We start from the raw sequence: 22,746 nt of genomic DNA on the forward strand, positions 1-22,746 counted from the left end.
CTGTGGGGCACGATCCTGCGCTCCCTCGGCACGGCCCTCGGCGACCGGGACGCCCCGGACGCCGCCCGCGTCGCCGAAGGGGTCGTACGGGCCTGTGCCGCCGTACGCCGGCTGGGCGGGGCCGAGGTCGGCGACAAGACCATGGTCGACGTCCTCGTGCCCTTCGCCGACGCGCTGGCCGCCGCCACCGCCGACGGCCTGACGCTGACCGACGCCTGGGACCGCGCCGCCACCACCGCCACCGCGGCCGCCGCCGCGACCGCGGACCTGCTGCCCCGCAGGGGCCGGGCCCGCCCGCACGCCGAGAAGTCCCTCGGCACCCCTGACGCGGGCGCCCACTCACTCGCCCTGATCACCCGCGCCGTCCACGGCGCACTGCTCGACCACCACTGAGGAAAGCCGCCATGACCGACAAGCTCCGCATCGTCGTCGGCTCCGACGACGCCGGCCACCAGTACAAGGAAGCCCTCAAGCAGGACCTGCGCGCCAGCGCCCTGGTCGCCGAGGTCACCGACGTCGGCGTCGACGCCGACGGCCACACCGCCTACCCGAAGGTGGCCATCGCCGCCGCCGAGATGGTCGCCCGGGGCGAGGCCGACCGCGCCCTGCTGGTGTGCGGCACCGGCCTCGGCGTCGCCATCGCCGCCAACAAGGTCAAGGGCATCCGGGCCGTCACCGCCCACGACTCCTTCTCCGTCGAGCGGGCGATCCTCTCCAACAACGCGCAGGTGCTTACCTTCGGCCAGCGCGTCGTCGGCCTCGAACTCGCCCGCCGCCTGGCCGCCGAATGGCTCACCTACCGTTTCGACGACAGCTCGGCGTCGGCCGCCAAGGTCCAGCTGATGAGCGACTACGAGAGCGCCGACGACGCCGGCGCGGCGAACGCGAGCGCGGCCGGCGACGGGGCGGCCGCCTGATGCCCGCCCCCGCACCGTCGCCCGTGCTGCTGGGGGTGAGCCTCAAGATGTACTTCGGCCACCACCAGACGCTCAACTGGTCCCGCAGGATCGCCGCCCTCGCCGAGCGCCACCCCGCCGTCACCTCCGGCGCCGCCCGCCTCTTCGTCCTCCCCGCCTTCCCGGCCCTGGTCCCCGCCACCGGCATCCTCGCCCCCTACGGCGTCGCCCTCGGCGCCCAGGACATCGCCACCGAGGACAGCGGCCCCTACACCGGCGAGGTCGGCGGCCCCGTCCTCAAGGAGATCGGCTGCCGCTACGCCGAGGTCGGCCACGCCGAGCGCCGCCGCCTGTACGGCGAGGGCGACACCGTGGTCGCCGCCAAGACCGCCGCCGCCCTGCGCAACGGCCTCACCCCCGTCCTGTGCGTCGGCGAACGCGACGAGGCCGACCCGGCCGACGCCGCCGCCCGCACGGTCGCCGAGGCCGAGCGCCTGCTCGGCGGACTGCGCGGCGCGGTCGTGCTCGCCTACGAACCCCAGTGGGCCATCGGCGCCCCCGAGCCCGCCTCCGCCGACCACATCGCGGCCGTGTGCACCGCGCTGCGCGGCTGGCTCGACTCCCACCCCGGGCACGCCGGTTCCACCGTCATCTACGGGGGCAGCGCGGGCCCCGGCCTGCTGACCCGGCTGGCCGGCACCGCCGAGGGCCTGTTCCTCGGCCGCTTCGCCCACGACCCGGCGAACGTCGAGGCGATCCTCGACGAGATCCGCTCCCCGGCCCCGGCCCCGGCGGCGGTGGCGTGATGGCGTACGGCATCAGCACCTACGCCTACTTCTGGCGCGTCTCGGCCCGCGCCCCCGAGCCGATGACCCTGCCGGACATGCTCCGCGACACGGCGGAACTGGGCGGCGAGGTCTTCCAGATCTGCGACTACGCGCCGATCGAGTCCTACGACCGCGCGCGGCTCGCCGACCTCCGCGACACGGCCGCGGACCTCGGACCGACCCTTGAACTCGGCACCCGCGGCATCCGGCCCGAGCACCTGCTCAGCTACCTCGACATGGCGGGCGAACTGGGCGTCACCCTGGTCCGCTCCATGCTCAACACGGCCGACCACCGTCCGGACCCCACCGAGGCGGTGGCCCTCCTGAAGGAGGCCGTGCCCCGCTACGCCGACGCGGGCGTCACCCTCGGCCTGGAGACCTACGAGCAGGTCGCCACCGACGACCTGGTGAGCGTCGTACGCGCCGTCGACGATCCTCACCTGGGCATCGTCCTCGACCCCGGCAACAGCGTCGCCCGGCTGGAACGCCCCGCCGACGTGGTCCGCGCCACCGCGCCGTACGTGGTCAACATCCACGTCAAGGACTTCGCCTTCACCCGCCGCGACGGCTGGGTCGGCTTCACCTACGCCGGCTGCCCGCTCGGCGAGGGCCTCCTCGACTACGACGGCATGATCGCCGCCGTACGCGCCGCCCGGCCGGGGGACCGCGGCACCCACCAGATCGTGGAGCACTGGCTCCCGTGGCAGGACGAGGGCTACGACGCCACCGCCCGGCTCGAACACCAGTGGACGCAGCACGGCATCAACACCCTCCTGAGGAGCAAGTAATGGCCACCGAGATCCAGACCCGCGCCGACGTGCAGACCGTCGCCGTCATCGGGGCCGCCGGCAAGATGGGCCAGCGTGTCTCCAACAACCTGGTCGGGAGCGACTTCCGGGTGCTCTTCAGCGAGGCCTCGCCCAAGGGCCAGGAGCTGATCCGTGGCCTCGGCCGGGAACTGACCGAGTCCGCCGCCGCCGCGGCCGAGGCCGACGTCGTCATCCTCGCCGTGCCCGACGTGGTCCTCGGCAAGGTCTCCGAGGAACTCGTGCCGCTCATGAAGCCGGGCACCGTCGTCCTCACCCTCGACCCGGCCGCCGCCTACGCCGGACTGCTCTTCGCCCGCGACGACATCCACTACGCCTGCGCCCACCCCTGCCACCCCTCGGTGTTCCTGGAGCGCACCACCAAGGAGGAGTGGCAGGACACCTTCGGCGGCATCGCCGCCCCGCAGGAGGTCGTCGCCGCCTACGAGGGCGGGGACCCGGCCAAGCAGGAGCTCGCCGACTCCGTCGTCCGCGTCATGTACGCCCCGGTCGTCGACGTCCACTGGGTCACCGTCAAGCAGCTCGCCGTCCTGGAGCCGACCCTCGTGGAGACCATCGCCTGCATGGTCGGCGCCCTGCTCACCGAGGCCCTGCACGAGACCGTCCACACCGTCGGCGTCCCCGAGAAGGCGGCCCGCGCGATGCTGCTCGGCCACACCCAGGTCGCCCTGGCCAACACGCTGAAGGGATCCAACCCCTTCTCGGACGCCTGCCTGATCGCCATGGACTACGGCCGTGAGTCCATCGTGCGCGAGGACTGGAAGAAGGTCTTCGACGACGAGGAGCTGGACAAGGTCATCACGCGCATGCTGAAGATCAAGGAGATCAAGCGCTGACCCACTCGTACAGGCGTCGCCGGAGACCCGCACGGGCCTCCGGCGTCGACGTCGTCAGGCGCGGGTGTCGAACCGCGCCCGCACGCGCAGGAGTTCGGACAGGTCCGAGCCCACCGTCAGCTCGCGCGGCGCCGTGCCCCGCCGGAACAGCCGGGCGTCGCGCTCACCGCCGAGCACCGCCCGGTCGCCCTCGACCCGCAGCCAGGAGCCCTCCCGCAGGCCCAGCACGGGCACGTCGTTCTCCTCCAGGAACTCCGTGAGCCGCTGCTCGCGGGTCTCGCCCTTGTGCGTCGAGCCGGGGTCCGGGTCGAGGTAGTGCGGATTGATCTGGAACGGCACGAGACCGAGCGTCTCGAAGGACGGCGGCTCGACGATCGGCATGTCGTTGGTGGTGCGCAGCGAGGGCGCCGCCATGTTGGTCCCGGCGCTGGCCCCCATGTACGGCAGCCCGCCGCGCACGGCCTCGACCAGCGCCTCCCGCAGCCCCGTGCGGTACAGCGCGGAGAGCAGCCGGAAGGAGTTGCCGCCGCCGACGAACACGGCGTCCGCCTCACCGAGCCGGGCGAGCGGGTCGCCGCCCTCGTGCACGCCCCGCACCTCGATCCCGGCGCCGGAGAGCGCGCCGCGGACCCGGGCGGTGTAGGCGTCGTGGTCGGCCAGCGCGTACGGGACGAAGGCCAGTTGGGCCCCGGTGGGCAGGAAGCCGGTCACGGTGTCGAGGGCGTGTTCCAGATAGCCGCGGCCGTGCTGGGTGGAGTTGGACAGGAGCAGCAGATTCACGGGGTCGGTCCTCGCAGACGGGTGGATCGGGTGGATCAGGTGGGCCGGTGGGTCAGGCGGTGGGGGACGTGCGGGGTGGACGCGGACGCCGGTGGTGCTGGGGCGGATGCGTCAGGCGCTGCTCCAGCAGCCGGGCGGCGCGGCGCAGCATCTCGAGGCGGTCCTCGGGCCCCTCGGGGAAGCGTTCCTTGGCGGCGCCGAGACTGAGGCTGCCGTAGGGCTCCGAGCCGAGGAACACCGGCATGGCGACCGTGCCGATGCCCGCGTCGTACTCGCCGACCGTCCACGCGTAGCCCTGCGCGCGCACGGTGCGGAACTCGCGTTCCAGCTGGTCGGGGTCGGTGACCGTGCGCTCGGTGAAGCGCGCCATCGGGCGTCCGCGGAAGAGCCGGTGGCGCTGCTCGTCGGGCAGGAAGGCGTAGAACGACTTGCTGGTGGCCCCCGCGTGCGCCGGGTACAGCTCGCCGACCAGCGGGTAGTAGCGCAGCGGTCCCTCCTCGCCCTCGACGGCCGCGACACAGCGCATGTGGAAGCTGTCGGGCAGGCAGAAGAGCACCGTGTCACCGGTCGCCGCCCGCAGCTCGTGCAGCACCGGTTCCGCGAGCAGTTCCAGGGAGCCCGAACGCTCCCACAGGCGGCCCAGGCGCAGGGCGGCCGGGCCGATCCGGTATCGGCGGGTCGCCGGGTCGGAGACCAGGAAACCGCGGCCCGCGAGGGTGGACAGCAGACGCTGGGCGACCGAGGTGTCCCAGCCGAACTCGGCAGCGATCTCGGTGACGCCCCAGTCCGGGCGGGTGCGCTCGAACGCCAGCAGCACCAGCAGGGCGCGGTCGACGGTCTGCAGCGCCCCGGCCGGTGTCCTGCGGTCCACGGGTTCGACCGGGCGACCGGTCATGACGGGCTCCTCTCCCTCACCTCTCACCATCTCACCATTCAGACTCGTATTGCAGATAACGGGAAAGAGTTGCGGACAACGCTAGTCGATCCCGAACCTGCTGGGAGCACCGCCCCCGGTGCGGATCAGGAGAACTGCCCATGTTGAAGTACGTCCTGGACCTCGTGGATCTGCTCGACGATCCCGACGTCGACGGCAAGCGCGTCGCCGCCCACCTCGACGCCGTGGCGGGCCCCGAGGGCTCCGGCGCCGAGGTCACCACCGTCACCGGCGAGCGCGGCTCGACGGACTTCGTGCTCGTGCGGATACCGGGCCGGGCGGGCCGTACCCGGGGCGGTTCCGCGCGGACGCTCGGCGTGGTGGGGCGGCTCGGCGGCGTCGGGGCGCGCCCGGAGGCCGTCGGCCTGGTCTCGGACGCGGACGGCGCGGTCGCGGCGCTCGCCACCGCCGCCAAGCTGCTCGACATGCGGCGCCGGGGCGACGTGCTCGACGGGGACGTGATCGTGGCCACGCACATCTGCCCGGACGCCCCGACCGCGCCGCACGACCCGGTGCCGTTCATGGACTCGCCCGTCGACATCGCGACCATGAACCGGCACGAGGTCACCGGCGAGATGGAGGCCGTGCTCTCCGTCGACACCACCAAGGGCAACCGGATCATCAACCACAAGGGCCTCGCCCTGTCGCCCACTGTCAAGGAGGGCTGGGTGCTCAAGGTGAGTGAGCCGCTCGGCGAGCTGCTGGCCGTGGTGACCGGTGAGCCCTTGGTCACGTACCCGGTGACCACCCAGGACATCACCCCGTACGGTAACGGTGTACACCACATCAATTCGATCCTGCAGCCCGCCACGGCGACGGCCGCACCGGTGGTCGGCCTCGCCATCACCTCCGCGGCGGCGGTGCCCGGCTGCCAGACGGGCGCCAGCCACGAGACCGACATCGCGGCCGCCGCCCGGTTCGCCGTCGAGACCGCCAAGGCCTACGGCGGCGGACAGCTCGACTTCCACGACGACCAGGAGTTCGACGCCCTCGTGTCCCGCTACGGCTCGCTGACCCGGCTGCAGACCCTCGGCCGCGAACCCGGGGGAGCGTGATCATGACCACGCACAAGGACTCCGTCACGGAACCGGCGCAGTCGGCCACGGGAGCCGTGGGCAGCGACGACTACGCCCTCTCCCGCGTTCCGCGCGACAAGCGGCTCGGCTTCTGGACCATGCTGCTGCAGTGGCTCGCGCAGTCCGGCTCCATCTCGCAGTTCACCCTCGGCGCCACCATCGGTGTCGGCATGACCTTCGGCGACGCGTTCCTCGCGTTCACCCTCGGCGCGGTGATCCTCGAAGTCGTGATCTTCGCGATCGGCCTCGCGGGCATGCGCGAGGGCCTGGCCACCCCGCTGCTCACCCGCTGGGCGGGCTTCGGCCGCAACGGCTCCGCGCTGGTCAGCCTGGTCATCTCGGTCAGCCTCGTCGGCTGGTTCGGCGTACAGAACACGATCTTCGGCGACAGCGTGTCCGCGCTCGTCGGCGGGCCCTCCTGGCTGTGGTGCACGGTCGCCGGTGTCGCCATCACCGTGCTGGTGATCTTCGGCTTCCGGTACATGGCCGTCTTCGCGAAGATCGTCACGCCGCTGTTCTTCGCCATGGTCGCCTGGTCGGTCACCGACGCGCTCAGCGACCACTCGTTCTCCGAGCTGATCCACTCCCCGGCGCCCGGCGAGACCATCCCGCTCGCCGTCGCCGCGACCGCCATCGCGGGCGGCTTCATGACCGGCGCGATCGTCTCCCCGGAGATGACCCGCTACAACCGCAAGGGCAGCCACGTCTTCCTGCAGAGCGCCTCGTCGATGATCCTCTCCGAGTACATCGTCGGCCTGACCGGCGTCCTGCTCGGCCACATGGTCGGCAGCGGCCAGGTCTCCCAGATCGTGCTCTCCACCTCCGGCGTCTTCGGCGTCCTCGTCGTCCTGATGTCCACCGCGAAGATCAACGACTGGAACCTGTACGGCTCCTCGCTCGGCGTCGTGAACTTCTTCCAGGTCGTCTTCGGCAAGCGGGTGCACCGCGGCGCGGTCACCATCGTCCTCGGTATCGCGGGCACCCTGCTCTCCGCCGTCGGCATCATGACCCACTTCACCGACTTCCTGTCCGTGCTGGGCGTCGCCATCCCGCCGGTGGGCGGCATCATCGTCGCCGAGTACTGGGTGGTGCGCCGCATGCGGGCCCCCCTGGACGCCACCCGCGCGTCGGGCACCCTGCCCGCCACCTCGCCGACCTGGGTGCCGATGTCCCTGGTCATCTGGGCCGCCGCCTTCTGCGTCGGCAAGTTCTACGACGGCGGCATCCCCGCCCTGAACTCCCTGCTGACCGCCTTCGTCCTGTACTGCGTCCTCGGCCTCGCCGGCTGGATCAGGACGTACGGCACCACGGCCCTGGACGACACCGCCGAACCCACCCCGGCCGTCTCCGGCACGGCCACCGTAGGAGCACCGTGAGCACCACCGTCCCCTGCCCCGTCCCGGCCTCCGAGGAGGCCCAGCGGGAGGTCGTCGGCCTCTGCGCCGAGCTGATCCGCTTCGACACCTCCAACCCGACCAGCGACGAGCGGGCCTGCGCCGACTGGGTCGTGGCCAGGCTCGCCGAGGCCGGCATCGCCTCCGAGCTGGTGGAGAGCGCCCCGGGCCGCGCCAACGTCGTGGCCCGCATCCCGGGCACCGACCCGGCCCGCGGCGCCCTGCTGGTCCACGGCCACCTGGACGTCGTACCGGCGGACGCGGCCGAGTGGCGGGTGCCGCCGTTCTCCGGCGAGATCCGGGACGGCTACCTGTGGGGCCGCGGTGCCATCGACATGAAGGACACGGTGGCCGTCATGCTGGCCACCGCCCGGCACTTCGCCCGCACCGGCACCCGGCCCGCCCGCGAGATCGTCCTGGCCTTCCTCGCCGACGAGGAGGCCGGCGGCGCGTACGGCGCCCACTGGCTGGTCGAGCACCGGCCGGACCTGTTCGCGGGCGTCACCGAGGCGATCGGCGAGGGCGGCGGCTTCAGCTACGCCCTGGACGACACCCGGCGCCTGTACCCGATCGAGAACGCCCAGCGCGGCATGGCGTGGATGGAGCTGACGGCGTCGGGCCGCGCCGGGCACGGCTCGTCCCCCAACGACGAGAACGCCGTCACCGACCTCGCCGAGTCCCTCACCCGCATCGGCCGGCACACCTTCCCGGTCCGGCTGATCGAGCCGGTGCGCGCCCTGCTCGCCGAGGCCGCGCGGCTCCAGGGGATCGACCTCGACCTCGACGCCGAGGACCTGGACGCCGAACTGGCCAAGCTCGGGCACGTGGCGGACTTCATGCAGGTCGTGCTGCGCAATTCGGCCAACCCCACCATGTTCACCGCCGGCTACCAGACCAACGTCATCCCCGGCCGGGCCACGGCCCGCGTGGACGGCCGCTTCCTGCCGGGCCACGAGCAGGAGCTGATCGACACCATCGACGCCCTGCTCCTGCCCTCGGTCTCCCGCGAGTGGGTCAACCACGACATCGCCATGGAGACCGGCTTCGACGGCCCGCTCGTCGACGCCATGTGCGCCGCCGTGCGCGCCGAGGACCCCGACGGCCACCCCGTGCCGTACTGCAACCCGGGCGGCACCGACGCCAAGGCCTTCACCAAGCTGGACATCCGCTGCTTCGGCTTCAAGGGGCTCAAGCTGCCCCACGACCTCGACTACGGCCGGCTCTTCCACGGCGTCGACGAGCGGGTGCCGCTGGAGGGTCTGCGCTTCGGCGTACGGGTGATGACCCGGCTGTGGCAGGAGTGCTGACGCGCGCGGCCGGTGGGGAATGCCCCGGCGGCCGACGGCGTTGTGCAGCGTGACTGACATGCGCGGGACAGAACGGCAGCCCGCGCCGCGGTCGGAAGGAGCACCATGGCACGCAGTACCGCACGCCCGGTCGTCAGGCTGAAGTCGACCGCGGGCACCGGTGTCACCTACGTCACCCGCAAGAACCGACTCAACGACCCCGACCGGCTCGTTTTGCGCAAGTACGACCCGGTGGCGGGGGAGCACGTGCCGTTCCGCGAAGAACGCTGAACGGCGCCGAGGAGAGCGAGGAGGCAGTCATGAAGGTACGCAACTCCCTGCGCGCCCTCAAGGCCAAGCCCGGCGCGCAGGTGGTGCGCCGCCGGGGCGTGACCTACGTGATCAACAAGAGAGACCCGCGTTCCAAGGCCCGCCAGGGCTGAGCGGACGACGCTTTCCGGCCCGGCCCCCGCTGTCGACAGGGGGGCCGGGCCGAGGTGTGCGCGCGACCCGCGCCGCGCGCTCCCGGCCCGTCCTGACACACTGCTGAGCGCGCCATCCGCCCGTTCACAGGAGGACTTCGTCATGACCGAGCAGCCGCCGGCCCGCCTCGCGGGGTACGAGCGCCGGTTCAACACGCTGTTCGCGGAGTACTTCGACACGCTCGGCGCGACGCTGGACGCCCCGTCCTTCAGCCGCTTCACCCCGGACTGCGTCGAGTTGCTGCGCGACCTGTCGCTGCGCGGCGGCAAGCGGATGCGGGTCGTACTGCTGCACGAGGCGGCACGGCTGGTGACCGCCGAGCCGGTGGAAGGGCTGGACGCCGCCGCGCTGAGCGTCGAACTGCTCCAGACCCACGGCCTGGTGCACGACGACCTCATCGACGACAGCGCCACCCGCAGGGGCGGCCCCACCACCTACTACGCCTTCCGGGAGAAGTTCCCCGGGCATCCCCGGGCGGCTCTCGCCCTCACCGTGCTCGCGGGCGACCTGGCACTGGCGCTCTCCCTGCGCGTGCTCCTTGAGGCCCGGCTGCCGGTCGAGATGCGCCAGGCCATGGTCGAGGTCCAGACCCGGGCGGCGGCCGACACCTTCGTGGGCCAGATCGTCGACCTGGAACGCGACTTCCTCCCCGCCGCCCCGGACGACGACCTCCTGCACACCGTCGCCGACCACAAGTCGGCCCGGTACTCGGTCCTCGCCCCCCTGCGCCTCGGCCTCCTGGCCGCGGGAGGCCGACCAGAAGCGTATGAGACGGAGTTGAGTCACTACGCCCGCCTGATCGGCATCTGCGGACAGATGCGCGACGACTACCTGGACCTGTTCGGTGACGCGGCGGCGATGGGGAAGCCGACCGGCACCGACATCCGCGAGGGCAGGCGCACGTACACCGTCGTCCGCCTGCTGTCCGCCGTGAGCGGCCCGGAGCGGGCCTTCGTGGAGAAGGCCCTGGGCGATCCCGCCTGCACACCGGAGACCGTCGCGGAGATCCGCGCGATCGCCGAACGCGCCGGGGTCGCCGGCCGGATGCGCGCGGACATGCGCCGGTACGCCGATCAGGCCCGCGCGGTGGCGGCGGGCTGGCGTCCCCGGTGGCGCGAGGACGCCGTCGCCTTCTTCGAACGGCTGCCGCGGTGGAGCGTCGAGCGGACCGCCTGACACCTGTTCCCCATGTCGCTCGAAGGGGTATTCGGGATCTTTCGCCCCGGCTGCCCGGTCATGCTCTGACCGGAGGTGCCGTCGACCAGGCGCTTCCGTCCCGTGACCCTTTGGGGGAGAAGCATGGCGCACTCGATACGACGGGGACCGGGCGGGGACGACCGGACCGTGCTGCTGGCCGCCGGACTGGCCGACCTGGCGCTGAGCACGATCGGCTCGGCGGTGGGCGGGCTGCGCGGGCTCCTCGGCCGCTCGGACACCGCCGACCTGGTGCGCGAGGCCGAACAGGACCTCCGGGCCCGGGGCAGACTGGCCCTGGACCGCTGCGCGCCCGTGCCCCCCGCTCACCTGGAGGTTCTCGCCCAGCACGTGAAGGCCCGCCGGGCCGCCGACGACGGCGATGTCTGACCACTGGGACCCGGCCGACTTCAGAGCCCGCGTCGACGGCGTCCTGCGGGACTTCCTGGCCGAGGAGAGCGGTCACCTCGTGGCGCTCGACGAGGATCTCGCGCCCGTGGCCGAGCAGCTGCGGAACTCGGCCGGACACGGCAAACGGCTGCGCGCGGCCTTCTGCTACTGGGGCTGGCGGGCGGCCGGACAGCCCGAGAGCGACGCGCTGGTGCGGGCGGCGGCCTCCATGGAACTGGTGCACGCCGCCGCGATCGTCCACGACGACCTCATCGACGACAGCGCCCTGCGCCACGGCCTGCCCACCGCCCACGTGGCCCTGGAAGCCGTCCTCGCCCGGGACGGCCGCCCGGGAGCCCGGACGGCGGCGAGATCCCTGGCCATGCTGGTGGGTGACCACCTGATGGTCCTCGCGGGCCGCCTGTTCACCACCAGCGGTCTGCCGGCCGCCTATCTCGCCCGCGCCCGGGACCTGTGGGCCGCGCTCGCCCGCGAACTCATCGCCGGCGAGTGCCTGGAGATCCTGCACACCGGCGGTTCGCCGGACACCGACACCTCCCTGAAGGTCGTCCGCTACAAGACCGCCAAGTACACCGTCGAGCACCCCCTGCTCATCGGCGGCCTGCTCGCCGGCGCCGCACCCGCGCTGCGGGACACCTACCGGGCCTACGGACTGCCGCTCGGCGAGGCCTTCCAGCTGCGCGACGACCTGCTCGGTCTCTTCGGGGACCAGGAACGCACCGGGAAGGCGGCCCTGGACGACCTGCGCGCCCACCGGCCCACCGCGCTGCTGGCCGAGACCTGGAAGGCCGCCGACGCCTCCCAACGGACCTGGCTGCGGCGCCTGCTGGGCCGTGACGACCTGGACGCCACCCATCTGCGCGACGTGCGCCACCTCATGCTGGAGCTGAGGGCGCCGCAACGGATCGAGCAGATGATCGCGACCCGCGTCGAGCGCGCCACCCGCGCCCTGGACACCGCCGGGACCCCGCCGCACGCGCGCCGGGCGCTCGGCGAACTCGCCCGGCAGGCCACCGACCGCACGCACTGACGAGGAGACCGCGATGCCCCACACCGAGAAGTCGATGGACGCCCTGCGCCGCAGCGGAGACGAACTGGCCGACGCGGTCGTCGCCACCCTGTTCGAGCGCGGCGAGGTCGGCACGTTCAACTCCCTGATGCGCTACGTCTCCACCACCGGCCAGGAACTCCCCGACGGCCTCCCCGGCGTCGCCCGGGAGTACCTGCGGGTGACCGCCACCCCGCCGGACTGGGTGGACTGGGACGAGATGGAGAAGGCCCGCCTGTTCTTCACCGACAACAACGTGCACATCTCCACCGCGCTGTCGTTCGCGTCCATGCCCGCCTGCTACCTGGTGCCGCACGTGGCCCGGCTGCTGTCGGCCACCCACGGCCTGAACTACCCCTCCAAACGGATGGCGGAGACCGGACAGTTCACCGTCTACCTCATGCGGCCCGACGCGTTCGAGGCCGGCGGACGCTTCCTCCCGGCCGCCCAGAAGGTACGCCTCCTGCACGCCGCCATCCGCCACCACCTCACGCGGGAGGACCGCTGGGACACCGACACCCTCGGCGTGCCGATCTGCCAGGAGGACATGATCGGCGGGCAGATGTTCTTCTCCCTGCTCGTCCTGGACAGCCTGCACCGGCTCGGCATCCACCTGTCCGCCGAGGGCGCGGACGCCTACTACTACGCCTGGCGCGTCGTCGGCGCCATCCTCGGCGTCGACCAGGCGGCCGTCCCCACCACGCTCGACGAGGCACGCCGGTTCCTCGACTCGTACATGCTCCGCCACATGGGCCCCTCCCAAGAAGGCGCCCACCTCACGCGGCAACTGATCGACCTGTACGAGGAAGTCGTCCCCGGCACCCTCTTCGACCCGGTCGTCTCCGCGCTGATCCGCTACCTCGTCGGCGACACGTGCGCCGACTGGCTGGACGTGCCCCGCACCGCCTGGGACACCGTGGTCAAGGCCGCCCCGCACCTCCTCGGCGTCCTGGAGACGATCGAGGACCGCTCACCGCTGGGCGCGTGGGCACTGGACCGGCTGGGCCACCTCACCACGGCCCTCGAACTCTCCTCCCTCACCCGCGGACGCGTGATGCACTACGCCATCCCCGAGCAACTGAGGAAGGAGTACGGCCTCACCAACCCCGCGGCCCGCACCCGTCGCTGGACCCCGCCGCCCGCGACCGTCTCCTGAGCCGCCGCTCCCGCCCGCCGCTCCTGCCGGTCCGCGGTCACGGCCCACTGTCAGTGGGACCTCCTACGGTGTGATCAGTGGGACCCGCGGAACACGCCGCGGGCCCGAGCGGGGAGGGGTCTGCCATGTCGACGACGTACCTGGAGCTGTCGCAGGACGACGGGAGCGCGCACAAGTTCTACGAAGTCACCGTCCAGGGGCAGGTCGTGACGGTGCGCTACGGCAGGATCGGCGCGGCAGGACAGACCCAGACGTCGGCCTTTCCCACCGCCCGGAAGGCCGAGGCCGCGGCCGCCAAGAAGATAGGCGAGAAGGTGCGCAAGGGCTACGAGGCCGCCGTGCGGGGACAGCGCGCGCCCCGCGCCGTCACCCGCCGGCAGGTGGCCTCCGCGCCGTCCACGGCCCGCGCGGTCGCACCGGTCCTGTGGCGGTTCCGCACCGGCTCCGCGGCCTTCGGCATCCACATCGACGAGGACCGGTGCTGGGTGGGCAACCAGGCGGGCGACGTCTACACCCTCGCCCACGGCGGCGAGGTCCTCGCCCGCTACCAACTGCCCGACGGCGTCAAGTGCCTGGTCGCGGACGACTTCTGGATCTACGCGGGCTGTGACGACGGCCGGGTCTACGACCTGTCGTCCAAACTGCCCTTCGCCGCCTACGACATCGCCGCCGACGTGGACATCTTCTGGCTCGACATCCACGAGGGCGTGCTGAACGTCGCGGACCGCGCCGGACGGCTCACCGTGATCGACCACGAGGACGAACACCAGTGGTCGCGGGGCGGACGCGGTGAGCACGCCTGGATGGTGCGCGCCGACGACCGCGCCGTCTACCACGGGCACACCCGCGGCGTGACCGCCCACTCCCCGGACGGCGGCGCCGAGTTGTGGCACACCCCCACCCAGGGGGCCGTGCTCTTCGGCTGGCAGGAGGACGACGCGGTCTACGCCGGCACCGCGCGGCACACGGTCCAGCGGCTCTCCAAGTCCACCGGTGCGGTCGAGGCGACGTACCACTGCGACAGCCCGGTGTACTCGTGCGCCACCTCTCCCGGCGGCCGGTTCGTCTTCGCCGGCGACTCCGCGTCCTCGGTGTACTGCTTCGACCGCGACGGCACCCGGCTGTGGAAGCTGGGCACCGGCGGCGGCTCCGCCCTGTCCATGCAGTACCGCGACGAGCGGCTGTTCCTCGTCACCACCGACGGTTCGCTGGTGTGCGTGGACGCGAGCGAGGCGGCGGTCACGGCCGCCCAGCAGGGCTCGGTGCCCGTCGCCCGCGATGTGAAGCTCGCCGCCACCCTGCCGACGTACGCGCCCGCCACCGCGGCCGCCGCCGTGACGACCGTGACCGCGGCGCCCGCGGGCTCCGTCGTCGTCGAATGCGTCCAGGAGAACGGCCGCACCCGCATCCACGTGGTGTCGCAGGGGTACGACCGGTCGTGGAACGTCCAGTTCCCGAGGGCGATCCGGGAGCCGGGCGCGCGCTACGTGGTCGACGCGCTGCACGCCGCGTCGGGCGGTTTCTACCGGGTGCGCGGGGACATCAGGCGCCTGCGGTGACGGGGGAGCGGCGTCAGGCGATCGAGGCCGCGATGACGGCGGAGACCGCGAGGTTGCAGGACGCCGTCACCCACACGGCCGGATGCGGCTCCGGCTCGACCAGCGTCGCGCCCAGCCGCCCCGGGGTGATCAGGTCGACCACCAGGAAGGCCACCGCCATCATCACCAGACCCAGCAGTCCGAACACCGCCGTGGAGACCAGGCCCTTGCCGAAGTCCTCGTACGTCGTCCATATGGAGGTGAAGACGATGCCGCCGATGCCGAGCAGCGCGGAGCTGAGCACCAGAGCGGCGTTGCGGTTGCGCTGCTCCCAGATCTGCCGGCCGAGCTTTCCGGGTGTCAGCACGTCCACGAGGACGATGCCGAGGACCAGGAGGACCAGACCCAGGCCGCCGTAGGCGGCGGCCCGGCCGAGTCCGTTGACGATGTCGCTCATGGCGTTGCCGGCTCCGTAGCGTGAGGGATCGCGAGTGATCGTGGTCAAGGCGATGCAAAATGTAGCGCACCGGCCGGACCGCTCAAGAGGCCGTCCGCAGCGCGCGGTTGCGGCGCACGGAGGACCAGAAGGACGCACCGATCAGGACGACGCCGACGAGGCCGGTGATGATCTCGTTGATCTCGTACTGGATGGTGACCAGCAGGATCAGCGACAGGGCGCCGATGGCGTAGTGGGCGCCGTGCTCCAGGTAGACGTAGTCGTCGAGGGTGCCCTGGCGGACCAGGTAGACGGTCAGGGACCGCACGTACATGGCGCCGATGCCGAGGCCGAGGGCCATCAGGACGATGTCGTTGGTGATGGCGAAGGCGCCGATGACGCCGTCGAAGGAGAACGACGCGTCCAGGACCTCCAGGTAGAGGAACATGAAGAACGCCGCCTTGCCCGCCAGCTTGACGGGGGACCCGGAGGACCTCCCCGCCCGTTCCGCGTCCTCCTCCGCCTCCTGTTCGCGCTCCTCCTCGTCCTCGAGCCGCTGCTCGAAGAAGCCGGAGAGGCCGCCCACGACCATGTAGGTGATCAGACCGGCGACGCCCGCCAGCAGGACCGTCTCCGCCTTGTCGGCATGCGTGCCGCCGTGCTGATGGGCATGCGCGCCGAAGGTGGTCGCGGCGATCAGCAGCATGACCAGGGCGATGCAGACCGACAGCATGTCCACCCTGCCGAGCTTGGCCAGCGGACGCTCCAGCCACCCCAGCCACTTGATCTCCCGGTCCTCGAACACGAAGTCCAGGAAGATCATCATCAGGAACATGCCACCGAAGGCGGCGATCGACGGATGGGCGTCCGTCACCAGCTCCTGGTAGCGGTCCTTGTCGGTGAGCGCCAGGTGCACCGCGTTCCAGGGACTCAGCCGGGCACTGATCGCCACGATCACCACCGGGAAGACCAGCCGCATCCCGAACACCGCGATGACGATGCCGACGGTGAGGAAGATCCTCTGCCAGAAGGCGTTCATCTTCTTCAGGATCCCGGCGTTGATCACCGCGTTGTCGAAGGACAGCGAGATCTCCAGGACGGACAGGATCGCCACGATGCCGAGGGCGGTCCAGCCGTCGTAGAGCACGCCCGCCGCCAGGCCGAGGGCCGTGACGGCGAAGGCCCAGCGGAACGTCTTCAGAAGCACCGGCCACTCATTCCTGTCGTCGCGTCGTACGGGGCGGCATCCCATGCCAGTGCCCACCACGCACGTTGTTTACCACGCTGGAGTTGTTCGTTTCCTTGAGTGGTTCGTGTTTCAGGGAGTAGGTTCGCCGCCATGACGGCATCCCGGCACTCCCGGAATCCGGCCACCGCCGAGGAGCTGCGCAGGGCGGGACTGCGGGTGACCGCCGCCCGTGTCGCGCTGCTCGAGACCGTACGGGCGGGGGACCACCTCGACGCCGAGGCACTCACCTCCGGCGTGCGCCTGCGCGTGGGGCACGTCTCCCTCCAGGCCGTGTACGACGCCCTGCACGCCCTCACCGCGGCACGGCTCGTGCGCCGTATCGAACCGCCCGGCGGCCCGGCGCGGTTCGAGGGACGGGTCGGTGACAACCACCACCACGTCCTGTGCCGGTCCTGCGGTGCCCTCGCCGACGTCGACTGCGCCGTCGGCGACGCGCCGTGCCTGACCGCCTCCGACGACCGCGGCTTCGTGATAGACGAGGCCGAGGTCATCTACCGGGGCCTGTGCCCCGACTGCTCCACCCCCGGCAGTTCCCCAGCACCCTGATCCGCCCCGTCCGGAAGGATTCCCATGTCCGAGAACCACGACGCCATCGTGACCGACGCGAAGGCCGAGGAGACGGGTGGCTGCCCGGTCGCCCACGGACGCGCCCCGCACCCCACGCAGGGTGGCGGCAACCGCCAGTGGTGGCCGGAGCGGCTCAACCTGAAGATCCTCGCCAAGAACCCGGCCGTCGCCAACCCGCTGGGCGAGGAGTTCGACTACGCCGAGGCCTTCAACGCCCTCGACCTGGCGGCCGTGAAGCAGGACATCGCCGAGGTGCTGACCACCTCGCAGGACTGGTGGCCCGCGGACTTCGGCAACTACGGCCCGCTGATGATCCGGATGGCCTGGCACAGCGCCGGCACCTACCGCATCAGCGACGGCCGCGGCGGCGCGGGCGCCGGCCAGCAGCGCTTCGCCCCGCTCAACAGCTGGCCGGACAACGGCAACCTCGACAAGGCCCGCCGCCTGCTGTGGCCGGTCAAGAAGAAGTACGGCCAGAACCTCTCCTGGGCCGACCTGCTGGTCCTCACCGGCAACGTCGCCCTGGAGACGATGGGCTTCGAGACCTTCGGCTACGCCGGTGGCCGCGCCGACGTCTGGGAGGCCGAGGAGGACGTCTACTGGGGCCCCGAGACCACCTGGCTCGACGACCGGCGCTACACCGGCGACCGCGAGCTGGAGAACCCGCTCGGCGCCGTCCAGATGGGCCTGATCTACGTCAATCCGGAGGGCCCCAACGGCAATCCGGACCCGCTCGCCGCCGCCCGCGACATCCGTGAGACGTTCCGCCGCATGGCGATGAACGACGAGGAGACCGTCGCGCTGATCGCCGGTGGACACACCTTCGGCAAGACCCACGGCGCCGGTCCCGCCGACGCCGTCGGCGACGACCCCGAGGCCGCCGCCATGGAGCAGCAGGGCCTCGGCTGGCAGAGCACCCACGGCACGGGCAAGGGCGGCGACGCCATCACCTCCGGCCTGGAGGTCACCTGGACCAGCACGCCCACCCAGTGGGGCAACGGCTTCTTCAAGAACCTCTTCGAGTTCGAGTACGAGCTGGAACAGAGCCCGGCCGGCGCCAACCAGTGGGTGGCCAAGGACGCCCCGGAGATCATCCCCGACGCGCACGACCCGTCGAAGAGGCACCGCCCGCGGATGCTCACCACCGACCTGTCGCTGCGCCTCGACCCCGTCTACGGGCCGATCTCCCGCCGGTTCTACGAGAACCCGGAGGAGTTCGCGGGCGCCTTCGCCCGCGCCTGGTTCAAGCTGACCCACCGTGACATGGGCCCGAAGTCCCGGTACCTCGGCCCGGAGGTGCCCGAGGAGACCCTGCTCTGGCAGGACCCGCTGCCCGAGCCCGAGGGCGGGGTCATCGACGCCGAGGACGTCGCGACCCTCAAGACCAAGCTCCTCGAGTCCGGCCTGTCCGTGGCGCAGCTGGTGACCACCGCCTGGGCCTCGGCGTCCACCTTCCGCGGCAGCGACAAGCGCGGCGGCGCCAACGGCGCCCGCATCCGCCTCGAGCCGCAGCGCGGCTGGGAGGTCAACGAGCCCGACGAGCTGGCGCAGGTGCTGCGCGTCCTGGAAGGCGTCCAGCGGGAGTTCAACTCCGGGTCCGGCGCGAAGAAGGTCTCCCTGGCCGACCTGATCGTCCTCGGCGGCTCGGCCGCCGTCGAGAAGGCCGCCAAGGAAGCCGGCTTCCAGGTGGAGGTCCCGTTCGCCGCGGGCCGCGTGGACGCGACGGAGGAACACACCGACGCCGAGTCGTTCGAGGCGCTCGAACCGACCGCCGACGGCTTCCGCAACTACCTCGGCAAGGGCAACCGGCTGCCGGCCGAGTACCTGCTCCTCGACCGGGCGAACCTGCTCACCCTGAGCGCACCCGAGATGACCGTCCTGGTCGGCGGCCTGCGCGTGCTGGGCGCGGGCCACCAGCAGTCCCAGCTCGGCGTGTTCACCCGGACGCCCGGCTCGCTGACCAACGACTTCTTCGTCAACCTGCTCGACCTGGGCACCACGTGGAAGTCGACGTCCGAGGACCAGACGACCTTCGAGGGACGCGACGCCGCCACCGGCGAGGTCAAGTGGGCCGGCAGCCGCGCCGACCTGGTGTTCGGCTCGAACTCCGAGCTGCGGGCGCTCGCCGAGGTCTACGCGAGCGACGACGCCAAGGAGAAGTTCGTGCACGACTTCGTCGCCGCCTGGGTCAAGGTCATGAACCTCGACCGCTTCGACCTGGCCTGATCCGCCTCACCCGCCTCCGGAGTCCCGTCCCAGGGCCCCCGAAGGCGGGCGAAATCCGGTGGCCGTCCGCGGCGCACGGTGCTGGGATGGCGTGATGCTCAGTGACACGCCGACGGCCGTGGACCGGGGGCGGTACCAGGACACCGTCACCCCCTGGGAAGCACCGGCCTGGCGCACCGAGGCCATCGGCTGGATCGAGGCCCGGCTGGCCGCCCGTGGCCTGCGGCCGACGGGACGGTGGCGGGTGCGGCTGCGGCCGTGGTCCGTCCTGCTGCGGCTGTGCGTCGAGGGAGGCGACTCCGTCTGGTTCAAGGCGAACCCGCCGGCCAGTGCCTTCGAGGGCGCACTGACCGCTGCGCTGGCCCGCTGGGTCCCCGGGCACGTACTGGAGCCGCTGGCGGTGGACCCCGGCCGGGGCTGGTCGCTGCTGCCCGACGGGGGACCGCTCTTCCGGGACGTCCTGGCACGGGAGACGGTCGCTCCCGGCGCGTGGGAGGAACTCCTGCGCCAGTACGCGGCCGTGCAGCACGCCCTGACCCCGCGCGCGAGCGAGATCGAACGCCTCGGTGTGCCGGCCGTGCCCGCCGACGCGCTGCCCGGCGTCCTCGACCGGCTCGACGAGACCCCGCTGCCGTCCCGGGACCGGGCCGCGCTCCGGGAACTGCGCCCCCGCCTGCCGGACTGGTGCGCGGAACTCGCGGACCTGGGCGTCCCCGACTCCCTCGACCACGCGGACCTGCACGACGGCCAGCTCTTCCACCCCGCGCCCGGCCGGTTCACCTTCTTCGACTGGGGTGACGCCGTCGTCGCCCACCCCTTCTCCAGCTTCGCCGTCCCCGCCCGCCGGGCTGCCGAGCGCTACGGGACGCGGGTACTGCCGCGCCTGCGCGACGCCTACCTCGAACCCTGGACGGGCGCCGGACGTACACCCGCGCAGCTGCGGCGCGCGGTGGGCCTCGCCTGGCGGCTCAGCGCCCTGAACCGCGCCGCCGCCTACGGCAGGCTCTTCCCCACCGTGTCCGGCGACGCCGGTGCCGCGACGGCCGCGGCGGGCGCACGCTGCCTTCTCGAACTGCTGGACGAACCCCCTCTGTAGCGGCGGCCGGTCCCGGCGCGCGGGCCGTTGTCAGTGGCGGATGCGAGGCTTCACCTCATGGATGAGGTGGAGTTCATGCGGGGCAGGGTCTACGGCGCCGACCACGACAGCCCCGGGCCGCGCGCCGGGCGCGTCTACGCCCATCTGGTGGGCGGCCCCCTGGACGGTCTGCTGCTGGACGTCACGGACCTCACGGCGCAGGAGCGCGACCGTTCGGTCGCATTGCCGACGGAGATAGGCCGCTACGGCCCGGGCGGCCGCTCCGCCTACGCCCCGAGGCCGGGCGACGCCCGCCGCTTCGACTGGCGGGGCGACGTGCCCTGATCCGGCGCCGCCTCCGTCTGACGGGTCAGTGCCGCCAGCAGCCAGTCGCGCGCCGTCCCGGGGGTCGGCTCCGCCCGCTCGGCGCGGTGTTCATCTCGGCCACCAGCTCCCAGTAGCGGTCCAGCCGGGGATCAGCCGCGAGCTGCCCGGCCAGCCGGTGGCGGAAGCCGGGAGTGTCCCGCACCCCCGTACGCACTCGTGTGCGCGGTGACGAACCCGTCCAGCGCCTCCCCCGACGCACCGGTGCGTCGTCGGGTACGGAGCCGTGGGCGTGCTCCGCCGACGTACCGGGCCCGCCCGGCCCCGGGCGGAGCAAGCGTTTTCTGTCCGCGGTCTTGACGTGTACGCGGCGCAGTGAGTTTCATGGAGGCTCGTGGGAGCGCTCCCACGGTACGGGAACCACCCACCCCACCGTCACCCGCCCCCGTGTCCGCACTACTCAGTCCTGGAGTCGCCGTGCGCTCAGCAAGACGCGATACCTCCGCACCGAAGACCCTCGCGGCCCGCCTGGTGGCCGGTCTCGCCGCGCTGATCGGGCTGGTCGTCGTCGGTGCCCTCTGCCCGGGCGCCGCCGTGGCCCAGGCGCCCGCGGACCGGGCCGCCGGCGACCGGTCGGCCGGTGTGCAGGCGGCCGGCCTGCACATCAGCGAAGGCCGGCTGGTGGAGGGCAACGGCAACGACTTCGTCATGCGCGGGGTCAACCACGCCCACACCTGGTACCCCGGCGAGACCCAGTCGCTCGCGGACGTCAAGGCGCTGGGCGCCAACAGCGTCCGGGTCGTCCTCTCCGACGGGTACCGCTGGAGCGAGAACGGCCCCGAGGACGTCGCCGCCGTCATCGGGCAGTGCAAGGCCAACCGGCTGATCTGCGTGCTGGAGGTGCACGACACCACCGGCTACGGCGAGGACGCCGCGGCCGGCACCCTCGACCACGCCGCCGACTACTGGATCGGCCTCAAGGACGTGCTGGCCGGCCAGGAGGACTACGTCGTCGTCAACATCGGCAACGAGCCCTGGGGCAACACCGACCCCGCGGGCTGGACCGAGCCGACCGTGGCGGCCGTCAAGAAGCTGCGCGCCGCCGGGCTCCAGCACACGATCATGGTGGACGCCCCCAACTGGGGCCAGGACTGGCAGGGCGTCATGCGCGCCAACGCGCGGTCCGTCTACGAGGCCGACCCCACCGGCAACCTGATCTTCTCCATCCACATGTACAGCGTCTTCGACACCGCCCAGGAGATCACCGACTACCTGAACGCGTTCGCCGACGCGGAACTGCCCATCCTCATCGGTGAGTTCGGCGGTCCGGCCGACCAGTACGGCGACCCGGACGAGGACACCATGATGGCCACCGCCGAGCGACTGGGCCTCGGCTACCTGGCCTGGTCGTGGAGCGGCAACACCGACCCGGTCCTCGACCTGGCGCTCGACTTCGACCCGAGCAGGCTGAGCGGCTGGGGCGAACGCATCTTCCACGGCGCCAACGGCATCGCCCAGACCTCGAAGGAGGCCACCGTCTACGGCGGCGACGCCCCGGACACCCAGGCCCCGACCGCTCCCGGCACCCCGACCGCCACCGCGGTCACGGACACCTCCGTCACCCTCGGCTGGACCGCGGCCACCGACGACACCGCGGTCACCGGCTACGACGTCGTCCGCGTCGGCGACGGCACCGAGACCACCGTCGCCTCCTCGGCCGGCACCACCGCCACCGTGACCGGACTCACCGCCGCCACCAGGTACACCTTCGCCGTCCGCGCCCGCGACGCGGCGGGCAACCGCTCCGCCCGCTCCGCCGCCGTGGAGGTCACCACCGACGAGGACGGCGGCACCCCGGGCGGCGCCTGCTCCGTCGGCTACCGCGTCGTGGGAGAGTGGCCGGGCGGCTTCCAGGGCGAGATCGCCGTCCGCAACACCGGGAGCGCCGCCGTCGGCCCGTGGACGCTCGCCTTCGCCTTCGCCGACGGCCAGACCGTCACCACCATGTGGGGAGGCACCGCCACCCAGAACGCGGGCGCGGTCAGCGTCGCCCCGGCCCCCTACACCGCCACCATCCCGGCCGGCGGCACGGTCACCCTCGGCTTCACCGCCCACAAGGGCGGCACCAACAGCGCCCCGACCGCGTTCACCCTGAACGGGGCCTCCTGCGCCACGACGTGACC

24 protein-coding genes and 1 pseudogene are annotated in these 22,746 nt (G+C 72.2%); 20 read left to right on the forward strand and 5 right to left on the reverse strand.

Annotation, left to right across the window (positions count from 1 at the left end):
- The 5 genes from BZZ08_RS00005 to BZZ08_RS00025 form a co-directional block, all read left to right on the forward strand.
- Nucleotides 1–393: DAK2 domain-containing protein (locus BZZ08_RS00005; protein WP_133169131.1), on the forward strand; the 393-nt coding region annotated here is incomplete at its 5' end.
- An 11-nt stretch (nt 394–404) separates the two neighbouring features.
- Nucleotides 405–917 carry a ribose-5-phosphate isomerase gene (locus tag BZZ08_RS00010; protein ID WP_104630014.1) on the forward strand — a complete coding sequence of 171 codons (513 nt, stop codon included), beginning with the start codon at nt 405–407 and terminating at the stop codon, nt 915–917.
- Nucleotides 917–1,702 carry a triose-phosphate isomerase family protein gene (locus BZZ08_RS00015; protein ID WP_104630015.1) on the forward strand — a complete coding sequence of 262 codons (786 nt, stop codon included), beginning with the start codon at nt 917–919 and terminating at the stop codon, nt 1,700–1,702. The genes BZZ08_RS00010 and BZZ08_RS00015 overlap by 1 nt, the downstream gene beginning before the upstream one ends.
- Nucleotides 1,702–2,511, forward strand: a complete 810-nt coding sequence (locus tag BZZ08_RS00020) for a sugar phosphate isomerase/epimerase family protein (protein WP_104630016.1) — start codon at nt 1,702–1,704, stop codon at nt 2,509–2,511. Before BZZ08_RS00015 ends, BZZ08_RS00020 begins: the two co-directional genes overlap by 1 nt.
- Nucleotides 2,511–3,386: a phosphogluconate dehydrogenase C-terminal domain-containing protein gene (locus BZZ08_RS00025; RefSeq protein ID WP_104630017.1), complete on the forward strand. Its 876-nt coding sequence runs from the start codon at nt 2,511–2,513 to the stop codon at nt 3,384–3,386. Before BZZ08_RS00020 ends, BZZ08_RS00025 begins: the two co-directional genes overlap by 1 nt.
- A 54-nt stretch (nt 3,387–3,440) precedes the next feature.
- On the opposite strand, the gene pepE is transcribed toward BZZ08_RS00025, so the two are convergent.
- Both pepE and BZZ08_RS00035 read right to left on the reverse strand, forming a co-directional pair.
- Entirely contained in the window at nt 3,441–4,166 is a 726-nt protein-coding gene (gene pepE / locus BZZ08_RS00030; RefSeq protein ID WP_104630018.1) for a dipeptidase PepE, read from the reverse strand.
- A 52-nt stretch (nt 4,167–4,218) separates the two neighbouring features.
- Nucleotides 4,219–5,061, reverse strand: coding sequence for an IclR family transcriptional regulator (locus BZZ08_RS00035; RefSeq protein WP_104630019.1), 843 nt, complete (start codon nt 5,059–5,061; stop codon nt 4,219–4,221).
- A 140-nt stretch (nt 5,062–5,201) separates the two neighbouring features.
- Here BZZ08_RS00035 and BZZ08_RS00040 point away from each other — a divergent pair, with 140 nt between their 5' ends.
- From BZZ08_RS00040 to BZZ08_RS00085, 10 genes are all read left to right on the forward strand, one after another.
- The gene (locus BZZ08_RS00040) at nt 5,202–6,155 is read left to right on the forward strand and encodes a DUF1177 domain-containing protein (RefSeq protein ID WP_104630020.1); all 954 of its coding nucleotides are present in this window, start codon (nt 5,202–5,204) and stop codon (nt 6,153–6,155) included.
- Nucleotides 6,156–6,157: 2 nt separating this feature from the next.
- Nucleotides 6,158–7,552 carry a cytosine permease gene (locus BZZ08_RS00045; protein ID WP_104630021.1) on the forward strand — a complete coding sequence of 465 codons (1,395 nt, stop codon included), beginning with the start codon at nt 6,158–6,160 and terminating at the stop codon, nt 7,550–7,552.
- Entirely contained in the window at nt 7,549–8,877 is a 1,329-nt protein-coding gene (locus BZZ08_RS00050) for a M20/M25/M40 family metallo-hydrolase (RefSeq protein ID WP_104630022.1), read from the forward strand. Before BZZ08_RS00045 ends, BZZ08_RS00050 begins: the two co-directional genes overlap by 4 nt.
- A 105-nt stretch (nt 8,878–8,982) precedes the next feature.
- Complete coding sequence (gene rpmG / locus BZZ08_RS00055) at nt 8,983–9,147, forward strand: 50S ribosomal protein L33 (protein ID WP_019330754.1); 165 nt, start codon at nt 8,983–8,985, stop codon at nt 9,145–9,147.
- A gap of 29 nt (nt 9,148–9,176) precedes the next feature.
- A complete protein-coding gene (gene ykgO, locus BZZ08_RS00060) occupies nt 9,177–9,299 on the forward strand; it encodes a type B 50S ribosomal protein L36 (RefSeq protein WP_104630023.1) in 123 nt (40 codons plus the stop codon).
- 142 nt (nt 9,300–9,441) lie between these two features.
- Nucleotides 9,442–10,515, forward strand: coding sequence for a polyprenyl synthetase family protein (locus BZZ08_RS00065; protein WP_104630024.1), 1,074 nt, complete (start codon nt 9,442–9,444; stop codon nt 10,513–10,515).
- A 123-nt stretch (nt 10,516–10,638) separates the two neighbouring features.
- Complete coding sequence (locus BZZ08_RS00070) at nt 10,639–10,923, forward strand: polyprenyl synthetase (RefSeq protein ID WP_104630025.1); 285 nt, start codon at nt 10,639–10,641, stop codon at nt 10,921–10,923.
- On the forward strand, nt 10,916–11,974 hold the full coding sequence (locus BZZ08_RS00075) for a polyprenyl synthetase family protein (RefSeq protein WP_104630026.1): 1,059 nt from the start codon (nt 10,916–10,918) through the stop codon (nt 11,972–11,974). The genes BZZ08_RS00070 and BZZ08_RS00075 overlap by 8 nt, the downstream gene beginning before the upstream one ends.
- A 13-nt stretch (nt 11,975–11,987) precedes the next feature.
- A complete protein-coding gene (locus tag BZZ08_RS00080; protein WP_104630027.1) occupies nt 11,988–13,148 on the forward strand; it encodes an oxygenase MpaB family protein in 1,161 nt (386 codons plus the stop codon).
- Nucleotides 13,149–13,273: 125 nt separating this feature from the next.
- On the forward strand, nt 13,274–14,707 hold the full coding sequence (locus BZZ08_RS00085) for a WGR domain-containing protein (RefSeq protein WP_104630028.1): 1,434 nt from the start codon (nt 13,274–13,276) through the stop codon (nt 14,705–14,707).
- Nucleotides 14,708–14,720: 13 nt separating this feature from the next.
- Here the strand turns inward: BZZ08_RS00085 and BZZ08_RS00090 are convergent, their stop codons facing one another.
- A complete protein-coding gene (locus tag BZZ08_RS00090; protein ID WP_052841286.1) occupies nt 14,721–15,143 on the reverse strand; it encodes a DUF350 domain-containing protein in 423 nt (140 codons plus the stop codon).
- Nucleotides 15,144–15,225: 82 nt separating this feature from the next.
- The gene (locus BZZ08_RS00095) at nt 15,226–16,329 is read right to left on the reverse strand and encodes a DUF475 domain-containing protein (protein ID WP_104630029.1); all 1,104 of its coding nucleotides are present in this window, start codon (nt 16,327–16,329) and stop codon (nt 15,226–15,228) included.
- Nucleotides 16,330–16,461: 132 nt separating this feature from the next.
- On the opposite strand from BZZ08_RS00095, the gene BZZ08_RS00100 reads away from it, so the two are divergent.
- From BZZ08_RS00100 to BZZ08_RS00115, 4 genes are all read left to right on the forward strand, one after another.
- Nucleotides 16,462–16,917 carry a Fur family transcriptional regulator gene (locus BZZ08_RS00100; protein ID WP_104630030.1) on the forward strand — a complete coding sequence of 152 codons (456 nt, stop codon included), beginning with the start codon at nt 16,462–16,464 and terminating at the stop codon, nt 16,915–16,917.
- Nucleotides 16,918–16,941: 24 nt separating this feature from the next.
- Nucleotides 16,942–19,164 (forward strand): catalase/peroxidase HPI, encoded by a 2,223-nt coding sequence (gene katG, locus BZZ08_RS00105; protein ID WP_104630031.1) that lies wholly within the window; start codon nt 16,942–16,944, stop codon nt 19,162–19,164.
- Nucleotides 19,165–19,258: 94 nt separating this feature from the next.
- A complete protein-coding gene (locus BZZ08_RS00110; protein ID WP_104630335.1) occupies nt 19,259–20,260 on the forward strand; it encodes a phosphotransferase in 1,002 nt (333 codons plus the stop codon).
- Nucleotides 20,261–20,317: 57 nt separating this feature from the next.
- A complete protein-coding gene (locus BZZ08_RS00115) occupies nt 20,318–20,584 on the forward strand; it encodes a hypothetical protein (protein WP_104630032.1) in 267 nt (88 codons plus the stop codon).
- Here the strand turns inward: BZZ08_RS00115 and BZZ08_RS00120 are convergent.
- A pseudogene (locus tag BZZ08_RS00120) lies at nt 20,527–20,835 on the reverse strand (MerR family transcriptional regulator); the annotation flags it as partial. The gene BZZ08_RS00115 and the pseudogene BZZ08_RS00120 sit on opposite strands and share 58 nt — an antisense overlap.
- A 205-nt stretch (nt 20,836–21,040) precedes the next feature.
- On the opposite strand from BZZ08_RS00120, the gene BZZ08_RS00125 reads away from it, so the two are divergent.
- Nucleotides 21,041–22,744: a cellulase family glycosylhydrolase gene (locus BZZ08_RS00125; protein WP_104630033.1), complete on the forward strand. Its 1,704-nt coding sequence runs from the start codon at nt 21,041–21,043 to the stop codon at nt 22,742–22,744.
- The last annotated feature ends 2 nt before the right edge of the window (nt 22,745–22,746 follow it).

The organism is Streptomyces sp. MH60, assembly GCF_002939385.1.
Taxonomy (GTDB): domain Bacteria; phylum Actinomycetota; class Actinomycetes; order Streptomycetales; family Streptomycetaceae; genus Streptomyces.

Coding starts and splice junctions, on each gene's coding strand:
- BZZ08_RS00040 (WP_104630020.1), top strand. CDS start 5,202: ATGTTGAAGTACGTCCTGGACCTCGTGGATCTGCTCGACGATCCCGAC.
- BZZ08_RS00015 (WP_104630015.1), top strand. CDS start 917: ATGCCCGCCCCCGCACCGTCGCCCGTGCTGCTGGGGGTGAGCCTCAAG.
- katG (WP_104630031.1), top strand. CDS start 16,942: ATGTCCGAGAACCACGACGCCATCGTGACCGACGCGAAGGCCGAGGAG.
- BZZ08_RS00115 (WP_104630032.1), top strand. CDS start 20,318: ATGGATGAGGTGGAGTTCATGCGGGGCAGGGTCTACGGCGCCGACCAC.
- rpmG (WP_019330754.1), top strand. CDS start 8,983: ATGGCACGCAGTACCGCACGCCCGGTCGTCAGGCTGAAGTCGACCGCG.
- BZZ08_RS00085 (WP_104630028.1), top strand. CDS start 13,274: ATGTCGACGACGTACCTGGAGCTGTCGCAGGACGACGGGAGCGCGCAC.
- BZZ08_RS00065 (WP_104630024.1), top strand. CDS start 9,442: ATGACCGAGCAGCCGCCGGCCCGCCTCGCGGGGTACGAGCGCCGGTTC.
- BZZ08_RS00080 (WP_104630027.1), top strand. CDS start 11,988: ATGCCCCACACCGAGAAGTCGATGGACGCCCTGCGCCGCAGCGGAGAC.
- BZZ08_RS00070 (WP_104630025.1), top strand. CDS start 10,639: ATGGCGCACTCGATACGACGGGGACCGGGCGGGGACGACCGGACCGTG.
- BZZ08_RS00075 (WP_104630026.1), top strand. CDS start 10,916: ATGTCTGACCACTGGGACCCGGCCGACTTCAGAGCCCGCGTCGACGGC.
- BZZ08_RS00020 (WP_104630016.1), top strand. CDS start 1,702: ATGGCGTACGGCATCAGCACCTACGCCTACTTCTGGCGCGTCTCGGCC.
- BZZ08_RS00035 (WP_104630019.1), bottom strand. CDS start 5,061: ATGACCGGTCGCCCGGTCGAACCCGTGGACCGCAGGACACCGGCCGGG.
- ykgO (WP_104630023.1), top strand. CDS start 9,177: ATGAAGGTACGCAACTCCCTGCGCGCCCTCAAGGCCAAGCCCGGCGCG.
- BZZ08_RS00010 (WP_104630014.1), top strand. CDS start 405: ATGACCGACAAGCTCCGCATCGTCGTCGGCTCCGACGACGCCGGCCAC.
- BZZ08_RS00045 (WP_104630021.1), top strand. CDS start 6,158: ATGACCACGCACAAGGACTCCGTCACGGAACCGGCGCAGTCGGCCACG.
- BZZ08_RS00110 (WP_104630335.1), top strand. CDS start 19,259: ATGCTCAGTGACACGCCGACGGCCGTGGACCGGGGGCGGTACCAGGAC.
- BZZ08_RS00090 (WP_052841286.1), bottom strand. CDS start 15,143: ATGAGCGACATCGTCAACGGACTCGGCCGGGCCGCCGCCTACGGCGGC.
- BZZ08_RS00100 (WP_104630030.1), top strand. CDS start 16,462: ATGACGGCATCCCGGCACTCCCGGAATCCGGCCACCGCCGAGGAGCTG.
- BZZ08_RS00025 (WP_104630017.1), top strand. CDS start 2,511: ATGGCCACCGAGATCCAGACCCGCGCCGACGTGCAGACCGTCGCCGTC.